General features: G+C 70.3%; 11 protein-coding genes and 1 other RNA gene. 4 read left to right on the top strand and 8 right to left on the bottom strand.

Features of this window, described 5'->3' with window-relative positions; all coding sequences use genetic code 11:
* Nucleotides 1–981 (top strand): glycosyltransferase (locus tag KBZ04_RS08995; RefSeq protein WP_254991617.1); only part of this gene is annotated, 981 nt, incomplete at its 5' end.
* Nucleotides 982–1,046: 65 nt separating this feature from the next.
* Nucleotides 1,047–1,763: a sugar transferase gene (locus KBZ04_RS09000; protein ID WP_254991618.1), complete on the top strand. Its 717-nt coding sequence runs from the start codon at nucleotides 1,047–1,049 to the stop codon at nucleotides 1,761–1,763.
* Here the strand turns inward: KBZ04_RS09000 and cbiB are convergent.
* The 6 genes from cbiB to KBZ04_RS09030 form a co-directional block, all read right to left on the bottom strand.
* Entirely contained in the window at nucleotides 1,757–2,788 is a 1,032-nt protein-coding gene (gene cbiB, locus KBZ04_RS09005; protein WP_254991619.1) for an adenosylcobinamide-phosphate synthase CbiB, read from the bottom strand. The genes KBZ04_RS09000 and cbiB overlap by 7 nt on opposite strands.
* Nucleotides 2,785–3,831: a hypothetical protein gene (locus KBZ04_RS09010; protein ID WP_254991620.1), complete on the bottom strand. Its 1,047-nt coding sequence runs from the start codon at nucleotides 3,829–3,831 to the stop codon at nucleotides 2,785–2,787. Before KBZ04_RS09010 ends, cbiB begins: the two co-directional genes overlap by 4 nt.
* Before the next feature lie 10 nt (nucleotides 3,832–3,841).
* Entirely contained in the window at nucleotides 3,842–4,837 is a 996-nt protein-coding gene (gene ilvC / locus KBZ04_RS09015; RefSeq protein WP_254991621.1) for a ketol-acid reductoisomerase, read from the bottom strand.
* A gap of 53 nt (nucleotides 4,838–4,890) precedes the next feature.
* A complete protein-coding gene (locus KBZ04_RS09020; protein WP_254991622.1) occupies nucleotides 4,891–5,502 on the bottom strand; it encodes an ATP-dependent Clp protease proteolytic subunit in 612 nt (203 codons plus the stop codon).
* Nucleotides 5,503–5,620: 118 nt separating this feature from the next.
* Nucleotides 5,621–6,292, bottom strand: a complete 672-nt coding sequence (locus KBZ04_RS09025) for an ATP-dependent Clp protease proteolytic subunit (protein ID WP_254991623.1) — start codon at nucleotides 6,290–6,292, stop codon at nucleotides 5,621–5,623.
* A 31-nt stretch (nucleotides 6,293–6,323) separates the two neighbouring features.
* The gene (locus KBZ04_RS09030; RefSeq protein ID WP_254991624.1) at nucleotides 6,324–7,487 is read right to left on the bottom strand and encodes a PIN/TRAM domain-containing protein; all 1,164 of its coding nucleotides are present in this window, start codon (nucleotides 7,485–7,487) and stop codon (nucleotides 6,324–6,326) included.
* Between the two features lie 93 nt (nucleotides 7,488–7,580).
* Here KBZ04_RS09030 and hemW point away from each other — a divergent pair, with 93 nt between their 5' ends.
* A complete protein-coding gene (gene hemW, locus KBZ04_RS09035) occupies nucleotides 7,581–8,780 on the top strand; it encodes a radical SAM family heme chaperone HemW (RefSeq protein WP_254991625.1) in 1,200 nt (399 codons plus the stop codon).
* On the opposite strand, the gene panB is transcribed toward hemW, so the two are convergent.
* Nucleotides 8,707–9,534, bottom strand: a complete 828-nt coding sequence (gene panB, locus KBZ04_RS09040) for a 3-methyl-2-oxobutanoate hydroxymethyltransferase (RefSeq protein ID WP_254991627.1) — start codon at nucleotides 9,532–9,534, stop codon at nucleotides 8,707–8,709. The genes hemW and panB overlap by 74 nt on opposite strands.
* 44 nt (nucleotides 9,535–9,578) lie before the next feature.
* On the opposite strand from panB, the gene ffs reads away from it, so the two are divergent.
* Nucleotides 9,579–9,675: signal recognition particle sRNA small type (gene ffs, locus KBZ04_RS09045), an RNA gene on the top strand.
* A 16-nt stretch (nucleotides 9,676–9,691) separates the two neighbouring features.
* Here the strand turns inward: ffs and ftsZ are convergent.
* Nucleotides 9,692–10,783 carry a cell division protein FtsZ gene (gene ftsZ / locus KBZ04_RS09050; protein ID WP_254991626.1) on the bottom strand — a complete coding sequence of 364 codons (1,092 nt, stop codon included), beginning with the start codon at nucleotides 10,781–10,783 and terminating at the stop codon, nucleotides 9,692–9,694.
* Between the last annotated feature and the right edge of the window lie 276 nt (nucleotides 10,784–11,059).

An 11,059-nucleotide genomic window follows, 5' to 3' on the forward strand; every position in this document is an offset into this window, starting at 1 on the left:
CCCTGGGGGGTGAGCCACGTCCAGCAGTACCTGCCGCTGCTGCCCCTGGCGATCGAGCAACTCGACCTGTCGGGCCACCCCCTGGTGATCAGCAGCAACCATCTGGTGGCCAAAGGGGTGATCACCGGACCCGACCAGTTGCACGTCAGTTATGTGCACACCCCGGCCCGTTACGCCTGGGATCAGATGCACCCCTACCTGGCCCGTTCCGCCCTGGCCCGCGGCCCGCTGGGTCCCCTGGTGCGGCTGCAACTGCACCAGTTGCGTCAATGGGATGTGGTCAGCAGCGCCCGGGTGGATGCCCTTGTGGCCAACTCCCGGTTCACCGCCCGCCGGATCCGCAGTTTCTGGCGACGGCGTGCCCTTGTGCTGCATCCGCCAGTGGCCGTGGAGCGGTTCCGCTGGGACCGGCCCCGTGACGATGTCTACGTCAGCCTCTGCCGGCTGGTGCCCAACAAACGGGTGGATGTGGTGGTGGAGGCCTTCAACCGCACCGGGCTGCCCCTGGTGGTGCTCGGCGATGGCCCCGAGCGGCGGCGGCTGGAGGCGATGGCGGGGCCCCAGGTCCGTTTCCTCGGTCGCCTGTCGGATCCGGAGACGGCCGCCTGGCTGGAGCGGGCGCGGGCCTACGTCTATGCCGGGATGGAGGACTTCGGCATCGCGCCGGTGGAGGCGATGGCCGCCGGAGCCCCGGTGATCGCCTTCGGGCAGGGCGGGGTGCTCGACAGCGTGCGTTGCATCAGGGAGGGGGAGCCTGGCCCCACCGGCCTGCTGTTCCCTGAGCAGAGCCCGGCCAGCCTGGCGGCGGCGCTGGAGTACTTCGAGGCAGGGCGGCTGTGGCGATCCCTGCCGGCCGAGGGGCAGCGGCAATGGGCGGAGGGCTTCGCGCCGGAGATCTTCCGCCAACGCATGCAAACGCTGCTGGAGAAGCTTTGGCAGCAGCATCGCCGCCGCCTCCGCCGTCCTGTGCCTCTGATCTGAGTGGCCCTTCACCATGGAGTTCCGGTCGGGCTGATCCTTAACTTCATCTGTCGAAGCCGTCCCCCATGCTCTCTTCCATCGGGACCCCCTACGCCTCCCACAAGCTCGTGACGGCTCCGGCGCAGGTGTTCACCGCGGAAGAGCTGATTGCCTTCCAGTCGAAACGGGATCGCGTCGTCAAGCGAAGCGGCGACATCCTCTTTTCCCTCACGGTGCTCACCCTCGGGTCTCCCGTGCTGCTCGCCCTGGCTCTGCTGGTGAAGGTCACCTCCCGCGGTCCGGTGTTCTACGTCCAGCAGCGGGTGGGCCGGGATTACCGCAGTTTCGGTTGCATCAAGTTCCGCACCATGCGCCGGGATGCCGATCGGTTGCTCTCCAAACTCCTGGCCGAATCTCCCGACCTCGACGAAGAGTTCCGCAACGATTTCAAGCTCAAGAACGATCCCCGCATCACCCGGCTTGGCAAGTTCCTGAGGCGTTCCAGCCTCGATGAGTTGCCCCAGTTCCTGAATGTGCTCCGGGGGGAGATGAGTGTGGTCGGACCGCGTCCCATCGTCAAAAGCGAGCTCGTCCGCTACGGCGACCGCATGGACGAGGTGCTGGCCGTCCGCCCCGGCCTGACCGGTCTGTGGCAGGTGTCCGGCCGCAACAACCTCAGCTACCCCGAACGGGTCCGGCTGGACGTGCGCTACGCCCGCCGCCGCAACCTGCTGATGGACCTGCGCATCATCCTGCGCACGATCAGCGTGATGCTCGACCCGCGCGACCGCGGCGCCTATTGAAGCGCCCCTGCTGCCCGGACGGCTCCAACGGCGCTGAAAGTCCAGAGGGTCGGCACCGCCACCAGCAGCCAGAGCAGCTCCAGCCGATCCCCCAGGGCCAGAATCCGCTCCACGGCCTTCGCATCGGGAGGCCGTCCGGCGGCCGCCAGGATCGGCTTGGTCCGAACGCCGTCGGCATAGGTGTTGCTCCCCCCCAGGCGCACGCCGGCCGCGTGGGCGAAGGCGGCTTCTGAGACTCCGGCATTGGGCGAGGGGTCGGGGGCGCCGTCCCGCAGGGCCGCCCGCAGCCACCGCAAGGTCTGCCGGGGCCGGCCCGACGCCAGGGGCAGGCTCAGGGCCACCAGCCTGGTGGGGAGCCAGGTGAGCAGGTCGTCGAGGCGGGCGCCGGCGGTGCCCAGCCAGCGCAGGCGTCCGTGGCGGTAACCGAGCATCGAATCGAGGGTGCTGGCCGCCTTGAAGCTCCAGGCCAGGGCCAGGGGCCCCGGCAGATGCAACGAAGGCGGTGCCGGCCCCAGCTGCAGCAGCACCGCCCCGGCCAGCATCCAGAACAGCGGCGCGAACAGGCCGTCGACGGCGTTTTCGGCGGCGGTTTCGGCGGCGGCCCGCAGGATCTCCGCCTCCGGCAGCTGGCTCACCTGGCGGCCCACGATCAAGGCCAGGCGCGCCCGGGCCGGGGGCAGGTCGGGCAGCGCCTCCAGCACGGCCCGCACGGCCCGCTCCAGGCTGCCGCCCGCCAGGGCACTGGCCAGGCCCAGCACCAGCAGCGGGGTGCCCAGCAGGGGGGTGTGCCTGGCGAGGGCCTCGATTCCCCAGCCCGTCAGGCCGCTGCCAGCCACCACCAGCAGGGTGAGAAGCGTCCCGCCCAGGCGCAGGCGCCCGGGGGCGTCGCCGGCCCAGGCTTCCACGGCCCGGCGCAGCCCGGCGATGGTCCAGCCCATGGCCTGCACCGGGTGGGGCCACCAGAGGGGGTCCCCCACCAGCCGATCCAGCCCGCAGGCGAGCAGCACGAGCAGGGCGGGGCTCAACGGCGGCGACGTTGCAGCAGCGGCAGGAAGGCTCCGGCCCCCAGGAAGGCCAGCAGCTGAAGCGGCAGGCTGCCGGCCAGGCCGATCACCTGGGCGATCAGACCCATCCCCAGACTTCCCACCAGGCCCCCCAGGGCCGAGGAGCGCTCCAGGCGGTTCCAGTTCTCTTGCAGGTCACCGGCCGGATCCACGCCGACGGCCAGGCGGGCATCCGCCACGGCCGCCAGCAGCCCGAAGGGCACGAACAGCAGGACGGCCCCCCAGCCACCGACGAACTGGGTGGCCAACAGCATGGCGGCCATCAGCAGGTAGGGCAGCCATGGCGGCAACCGCAGGCCCCAGGCTTCCGCACCCGTGCGGCCCAGGCCGTAGGCCGTCAGCACCAGGCCGAAATCAAAGCAGTTGCCAGCCGCCTCCTGGCGCACCCACAGGGGCAGCAGGGCGAACAGGCCGCCGAACAGGAGCCCCTGCAGCACGGCGCCGGGCTCCAGTCGCCAGGGGGCCGGCTCCGCCGCCTGGGCATCCTCATCCAGGTGGTAGCCGCCGGCCTGGAGGGCCCCGATCAGCGGCGCCAGGGGCAGCAGCAGCAGGAGGGCGCTGCCGAGCTGGAGCAGGGCCTTGCCGATGGGAAACAGCAGGGCCGTGAGCAGGTTGCCCGTCAGGCGGCCCGCTTCGGCGCCCGCCCGCAGCTCGCCGATCGGCACGGCCCGGAGGCCATGGAGCTGGCGCTGCAGCGGCTCCTGGGCCAGGCGCAGGCCTAGCGCCAGCAGGGCGATGCCGAGCAGGGGCCCGAGCACCGATCGGCCCAGCAGGCCGGCCGCCACGGCCAGCAGCAGCAGCAGGCTGAGCAGCTGAACCAGATAGCCGAGCCGGATCCGCTGGGGCAGGGGCAGCAGCAGCGGCAGGGTGGCCAGGGCCGGCAACACCCCGTTCACCAGCGGTGAAGGGGTAAGGCCGCTGAGCAGCCAGGCGGTGGCGCCGATGGCGAGGGTGGCTCCGGCCTGGCTGCTGCTCCAGGCCAGGGTCAGCAGGCGCCTGTGCATGGGCTGGGGCTCAGGCGGCCTTGAGCCAGCTGAACATGGAGCGCAGGCCCTTGCCCACCTGTTCAATCGGATGGGCAGCATCGCGTTCGCGGGCCTTGGCCATCTCGGGCTTGCCCGCTTCGCACTCGGCCACGAAGTTGCGGGCGAAGGTGCCGTCCTGGATGTCGGCCAGGATGCGCCGCATCTCCGCCTTGGTGTCGGCGGTGATCAGCCGCGGGCCGCTCACATAGTCACCGTACTCGGCGGTGTTGGAGATCGAATCGCGCATGGCGGTGAGGCCCCCCTTGACCATCAGATCGACGATCAGCTTCACCTCGTGCAGGCACTCGAAGTAGGCCAGTTCGGGCTGGTAGCCCGCTTCCACCAGCGTCTCGAAGCCGGCCTTGACCAGCTCGCTGAGGCCGCCGCAAAGCACGGCCTGCTCGCCGAACAGGTCGGTTTCGGTCTCTTCCTTGAAGTTGGTTTCGAGGATGCCAGCGCGGGTGCCGCCGATCCCCTTGGCATAGGCCATCGCCAGGGCGCGGGCGTTGCCGGAGGCGTCCTGCTGGATGGCGAACAGGGCGGGGACGCCCTGGCCATTCTGGAACTCCCAGCGCACGGTGTGGCCGGGGCCCTTGGGGGCGATCATCACCACGTCCACGTCGGCGGGCGGCTGGATCAGGCCGAAGCGGATGTTGAAGCCGTGGGCGAAGCTCAGCACCTTGCCGGCGCTGAGGTGGGGCGCGATCTCGGCGGCGTAGACGGCCTTCTGGGCCTCATCGGGGAGCAGCACCATGATCCAGTCGGCCTTGGCGCAGGCGTCGGCGACGCTCAGCACCTCAAGGCCGTCGGCCCGGGCCTTGGCGGCCGAGCGGCTGCCGTCGTAGAGGCCCACCACCACGTTGACACCGCTGTCCTTGAGGTTCAGGGCGTGGGCATGGCCCTGGGAGCCGTAGCCGATGATGGCCACCGTCTTGCCGGTTAGCAGGCCGAGATCGGCGTCGGAGTCGTAGAAGAGCTGGGCCATTCCGGGCGGCGGGCAGGGCAAACGCAGACTTTAGGTGTGCGTCCGCACCGTCCTCAGCCGCCCGCCGCTTCCGAGGGGTGGGCGATCACCCGGTCGATCAGGCCGTAGTCCTTGGCTTCGGCGGCGCTGAGGAAGTAGTCGCGGTCGGTGTCCTTGGTGACTTTCTCCAGCGGCTGGCCGCACATGCCGGCCAGGGACTGGTTGAGCATGTCCTTGATGCGCAGGATCTCCCGCGCCTCGATTTCGATGTCGCTGGCCTGGCGCTGGCTGGTGCCACCGAGGGGCTGGTGGATCATGATCCGGCTGTGGGGCAGGGCCAGCCGCTTGCCCTTGGTGCCGGCCGCCAGCAGGAAGGCGCCCATGGAGGCCGCCAGCCCGACGCAGATCGTCACCACGTCGGATTTGACGTATTGCATGGTGTCGTAGATCGCCAGTCCCGCGGTCACCGAGCCGCCCGGGGAGTTGATGTACAGGTAGATCGGCTTGGAGCTGTCGTCGGAGTCGAGGTACAGCATCTGGGCCACCAGGCTGTTGGCGATGCCGTCGGTCACCTCCTGGCCGAGGAACAGGATCCGCTCCACACCCAGCCGGGTGTAGATGTCGACCCAGCGCTCGTACTGGCTGCCGGGGAGGCGGTAGGGAACGCTGGGGGTGCCGATGGGCATGGCGGGAAGGCTCCCGTTCGGAGCCGGAGAGAGGAGGTGGAGGAGAGGGGGTCGGCCGGGGGCCGGTGTTGGCGAGGGTCGGTGAGGGCCCTCCGGTGGGCTCAGCCCAGCTCGGGCATCAGCCCACTGGGGCGGCCGTCGGCAGGTCCTTGCGGCTGGTGAGCACCCGGTCGATCAGGCCGTAGGCCTTGGCCTCCTCCGCCGTCAGGTAGGTCATCCGGTCGGAGTCGCGGGAGAGGTCCTCGACGCTCTTGCCGGTGTTCTCGGAGAGGATCTCCAGCATGCTGTGCTTGTTGTGCAGCACTTCCTTCGCCCGGATCTGGATGTCGCTGGCCTGGCCGCGGGCGCCGGAACGGGGCTGGTGCAGCACGATCGAGGCGTGGGGCAGGGCGGCCCGCTGGCCCTTGGTGCCGGCCGAGAGGATCATGGCGGCGGTGCCCATGGCCTGGCCGATGCAGATGGTGTGCACCGGCGGCTTCACGTAGCGGAGGGTGTCGCAGATGGCGAAGGCCTCGGTCTCGAAACCGATGGCGTCGCCGGAGTACCAGCTGGTGCCGGTGGAGTTGATGTAGAAGAAGATCGGCTTCTCGGGATTGTCGAACTCCAGATACAGCAGCTGGGCGATGATCAACTCCGTGACATCAATGCCCATCTGACGCTTGGCGTCGTCATCGGAGAACAGGGGCAGGCCGAGATAGACGATCCTCTCCTTGAGCAGCAGGGACGGCAGATCCGGCGGCGGCGTGCGCATCACTGCGGAATCGCCGTAGTAGGGGGCCGACACCGTCATCCGCGCTCACCAGCAGTCTTGAGGCAGGAGCCTAGCCGGGGCCAGGAGGCTGGTGCTCCTGCAGGGCGACGGGTTTCCCACCCGGCTTGTCGACCCCCCGGCCGTTGCCCCGATCGCCGGGGCGATCCTGGTTGCGGTCGCAGCGGGCGAACACCATGCGGCCGGTGGGCGTCTGCAGGGCACCGGTGACGGTGACGGGCAGGCGCTCGCCGATGCGGCGGCGGGCATCCTCCACCACCACCATCGTGCCGTCCTCCAGGTAACCCACGCCCTGGTCGGCCTCCTTGCCCTCCCGCACGATCTTGAGCTGCAGCCCGTCGCCGGGCTGCACTTCGGGCCGCAAGGCGATGACCAGTTCGCTGAGGTTGAGTACCTTCAGCTCCTGCACCTGGGCCACCTGGGCCAGGTTGAAGTCGGCGGTGAGCAGGGTCCCGCCGGTGTCGGCGGTGAGCTTGAGCAGTTTGTCGTCGGCGCCGTTGCCGCTGTAGCGGGTGCTGTTGACCACCAGCCGGCGGCCGTAGTCCTCCCGCAGCTCGGTGAGCAGCTTCAGGCCCCGCCGCCCCTTGGCGCGCTTTTCGCTGTTGGAGGAGTCGGCCAGAGCCTGGAGTTCGTCAATGACGGCCTGGGCGACGATCACCTGACCCTCCAGCAGGCCGGAGGCCAGCAGGCCCCGGATGCGGCCATCGATGATCACGCTGGTGTCGAGGATCTTGGCGCTGGCGGGCAGCAGCACGCCATCGGCCACCAGCAGGGCCTCGGTGCTGGCCGGGTTGAACAGCCGCAGCAGGGTGCGGCCGTGGACCTCGGCCAGGTTGTACCCCAACACTCCGAAGAAGACGTTGCTGAGCACCGCCGCCAGGGGCTTCACCAGCACCACCTCCCAGGGCAGGGGCAGCAGCAGGATCGGCGCCAGCAGCAGATTGGCTACCAGCAGGCCGAGAATCAGGCCCACGGCCCGGCTGATCAGCAGATCGGTGGGCATGCTGCGCACCTGGGCCATCAGGCGCCGGCGCAGTTGCTGGAAGAAGATGCCCGCGATCAGCCCGAAGAAGGCGCCGAACCCGCCCATCACCGTCCGCAGCCCTTCCGGATTGGTGACCTGCACCAGCAGCTGTTCCGGCAGAAGGTCGACTCCGAGCCAGCCGGTGGCTGCCCCTGAGATCAGGAACAGCAGCAAGATGAGGGTGTCCACCATGCTTCGAAGTCCCGACGCCTTGGCCGCCCAGCAGGTCTTGCAAGCAGCTTGGCCGATCTTCCGCCGTTTGGGTCCCAGGGATTACCGCCCGTGATGGATCCCCGATCCGCCTACGTCCACATTCCCTTCTGCCACCGGCGCTGCTTCTACTGCGATTTCCCGGTGGTGCCCCTCGGGGACAGGGCCGACGGGGCCACCTCCGGCTCGGTCGCCGCCTACCTGGACCTGCTGCACCAGGAGATCGCCGCCTCCCCCGGCGGCCCGCCGCTGGCGACGGTGTACCTGGGCGGTGGCACGCCCTCGATGCTCAGCAGTGCCCAGGTGGCGGGGATCCTGGAGGCCCTCGACCGCCGCTTCGGCCTGGCGCCGGGGGCGGAGCTGAGCCTGGAACTGGATCCGGCCAGCTTCGATCAGGCCCGCCTGGCGGGCTACCTGGCCGCCGGCATCACCCGGGTCAGCCTGGGGGGCCAGAGTTTCGACGATGGCGTGCTGGCCGACCTGGGCCGTCGCCACCGCGGGGCCGACCTGCGCGAGGCGGCCGGCTGGCTGGGCCTGGCCCACCGGCGGGGCGACCTGGCCAGCTGGAGCCTGGACCTGATCCAGGGGCTGCCGAGTCAGAACGTCGCCCACTGGGACGGCCAGCTCAGCGCAGCCCTGGCCCTGGAGCCCCCCCATCTGTCGGTGTACGACCTGAGCATCGAGCCCGGCACGGTCTTCGAGCGGCGCCTGGCCCAGGGGGAGCTGGCCCTGCCGCCGGAGGATCTGGCCGCCGACCTGATGGACCTGACCTGGGCCCGGCTGACGGCCGCCGGCTACGGCCACTACGAGGTGTCGAACTACGCCCTTCCGGGCCACGCCTCGCGCCATAACCGCGTCTACTGGAGCGGGGCGGGCTGGTGGGGCTTCGGCATGGGCGCCACCGCGGCCCCCCGTGGCCGCCGGCGGGCCCACCCCCGCACCCGCGCCGGCTACGCGGAGGCCCTGGCGGCCCGGACGGAGGAACCGGCTGACGACGGGGAGGGCATGCCCTTCGATGAACGGCTGATGGTGGGCCTGCGCTGCCGGGAGGGGGTGAACCTGGAACGGCTGGCCCGCCAGGAAAGCCTCAAGCCGTCCCAGCTGGAGCGGCTGCGGCAGCGGCTTGCCCCCTACGAGCAGAGGGGCCTGCTGCGCGTCGAGGGGCCCCGCTGGCGCCTGTCGGATCCCCAGGGGCTGGCCCTCAGCAAGGGGGTGCTGCGGGAGCTGCTGGCCTGGTGGCAGGAGCAGGAGCCGCCGCCGGCGTCTGCTCCCTGACCCAGCGGCCCAGGACCTCCACCGCCAGGGCCCGGCCCTGCATCAGGGGGGGGCTGAAGGGGGGCTGGCGGCTGGTGAGCCCCAGGAGATCGGCCGTGACCCGCACCTGGCCGTCGCAGCCGTCACCGGCACCGATGCCGATCACCGGAATCATCAGGGCTGCGCTCAGCGCGCTGGCCAGCTCCGCCGGAACGTGCTCGACCACGAGGGCGAAACAGCCGGCCTCCTGCAGGGCCAGGGCCCGCCGCCGCAGCCGCTCCTGGCTGATCGGGTCACCCGCCTGGCGCCGGTAGCCCAGCTGGTGCACCGACTGGGGGGTCAGTCCGAGGTGGCCCATCACCGGAATGCCGCTGCGCACCATCCGATCGATCACCGCGAGGGTCTCGGGTTCGGCCCCCTCCAGCTTCACCGCCACCGCCGGCGTTTCCTTCAGCACCCGGCCCGCCGCCGCCACCGCCGCATCGGCGTCGCACTGGTAGCTGAGGAAGGGGAGGTCGCAGATCAGCAGCGGCGGATGCAGCACTGCCGCCGCCGCCAGCCCCCGGCCGGCGGCGCGGCAGTGGTGCAGCATCTCCTCGAGGGTGACCGGCAAGGTGGTGGCGTGGCCCAGCACCACCATCGCCAGGGAGTCGCCCACCAGCACCGCATCCACCCCGGCGCCGGCCACGACGGCGGCGGAGAGGGCGTCCCAGGCGGTGAGCATGGTGATCGGCAGACCCCCCTGCTTGCGCCGTGTCAGATCAGCGGGTCGCAGGGGCACGGCACGGTGGGCGGAGGGGGCATTGCTAGCATCTTCCCGACTCGGACCCACGCGGCTCTGACGCCCAAATCTGGTCAGGACCGGAAGGGAGCAGCCACACGGGATGCTCAGGGCAGGCGTGGATTCCGGGTCACCCTCTTCGAACCGGGTGTCAGTCGACCCGGTTCTGGCGATTGATCAGGAACGGCGGGATCATGGCGCCACGTTCCTCGGGCGTGTGGGTGAGGCTGTCGGCGAAGCTCGCCGTGGGGGTGCGCTCCGGCCGGTAGTGGCCACCGCTCTGGAAGCCCGTGGCGATCACCGTCACGTGGATCTCCCCCTCGAGGGATTCGTCCACCACGGCGCCGACGATGATGTTGGCGTCGGGGTCGACCACGTCGTAGATGACCTCGGACGCGGAGGTCATGTCCTCGAGGGTCATGTCCTTGCCGCCGCTGATGTTGATGACGCAGCCGTTGGCGCCGTCGATGCGGGCCGACTCCAGCAGGGGGCTGCTCATGGCGGCCTGGGCGGCCTCGATGGCCCGTGAACGGCCCGAGCCCACGCCGATGCCCAGCAGGGCGGTGCCGGCATCGGCCATCACCGAGCGGATGTCGGCGAAGTCGACGTTCACCAGGCCAGGCCTGGTGATGATGTCGGTGATGCCCTTCACGCCCATGCGGAGCACGTCGTCGGCGGCCCGGAAGGCCTCCTGGAGCGGTGCCCCGGCGATGGCGTCGCGCAGGCGGTCGTTGGGAATGATGATCAGCGTGTCGACATGCTCAGCCAGGCGGGCGATGCCCTCCTCGGCCTGACGCAGCCGTTTGCGGCCCTCGAAGCCGAAGGGTTTGGTGACGATGCCCACGGTGAGGGCGCCGCATTCCTTGGCCACCTCCGCCACGATCGGCGCCGCGCCGGTGCCGGTGCCGCCGCCCATGCCGGCGGCGATGAAGACCAGATCGGCCCCCTCGAGCGACTGCTGCAGGTCGGCCCTGGATTCCTCGGCCGCCTTCTGGCCGATCACCGGGTTGCCACCGGCCCCCAGACCACGGGTGAGTTTCTGGCCCAGCTGTATGCGCTGGCCCGCAGCCGACTGCAGCAGGGCCTGGGCGTCGGTGTTGAGCACCCGATAGCCCACCCCGGTGAGGTCGGTGGCGATCATCCGGTTGACCGCGTTGCTGCCGCCTCCCCCAACGCCGATCACCTCGATCCGGGCCGACTGGCTCGGGACGATCCCGTTGCTGCTGGGCGAGATCTGGCTCATCGCGTGGGGCTCCTGCGGGGACGAAAGATCGACGTGTTGAAGGCGGTCCTGATCGCGCGACATCGCGGGAGTGGGAGTGAGGCCGTTGATCTGCGGCTGCATTATGTCGGTGGCCAGCTCAGCCAAAGTTGCCGATAGATCACATTGGACTGAATCTCAGCAAGGCGCAACGGCCTGTGAGGATTGTCTGGCTGGCTGGCGCCGGCTGAGATCCCTCACTGGGTGCGGCCTGGGGCGGGGCGCGGTGGGGTGGGACCGGGCTGGGGCGGACGGGCC

This window comes from Cyanobium sp. N5-Cardenillas, from assembly GCF_024345515.1.
In the GTDB taxonomy this organism is placed as follows: Bacteria; Cyanobacteriota; Cyanobacteriia; order PCC-6307; family Cyanobiaceae; genus Cyanobium.

Bases quoted from the DNA above. Each gene is read 5' to 3' on its own strand.
- ilvC (WP_254991621.1), bottom strand. From the start codon at position 4,837: ATGGCCCAGCTCTTCTACGACTCCGACGCCGATCTCGGCCTGCTAACC.
- KBZ04_RS09010 (WP_254991620.1), bottom strand. From the start codon at position 3,831: ATGCACAGGCGCCTGCTGACCCTGGCCTGGAGCAGCAGCCAGGCCGGA.
- KBZ04_RS09025 (WP_254991623.1), bottom strand. From the start codon at position 6,292: ATGACGGTGTCGGCCCCCTACTACGGCGATTCCGCAGTGATGCGCACG.
- ftsZ (WP_254991626.1), bottom strand. From the start codon at position 10,783: ATGAGCCAGATCTCGCCCAGCAGCAACGGGATCGTCCCGAGCCAGTCG.
- hemW (WP_254991625.1), top strand. From the start codon at position 7,581: ATGGATCCCCGATCCGCCTACGTCCACATTCCCTTCTGCCACCGGCGC.
- KBZ04_RS09000 (WP_254991618.1), top strand. From the start codon at position 1,047: ATGCTCTCTTCCATCGGGACCCCCTACGCCTCCCACAAGCTCGTGACG.
- KBZ04_RS09020 (WP_254991622.1), bottom strand. From the start codon at position 5,502: ATGCCCATCGGCACCCCCAGCGTTCCCTACCGCCTCCCCGGCAGCCAG.
- KBZ04_RS09030 (WP_254991624.1), bottom strand. From the start codon at position 7,487: ATGGTGGACACCCTCATCTTGCTGCTGTTCCTGATCTCAGGGGCAGCC.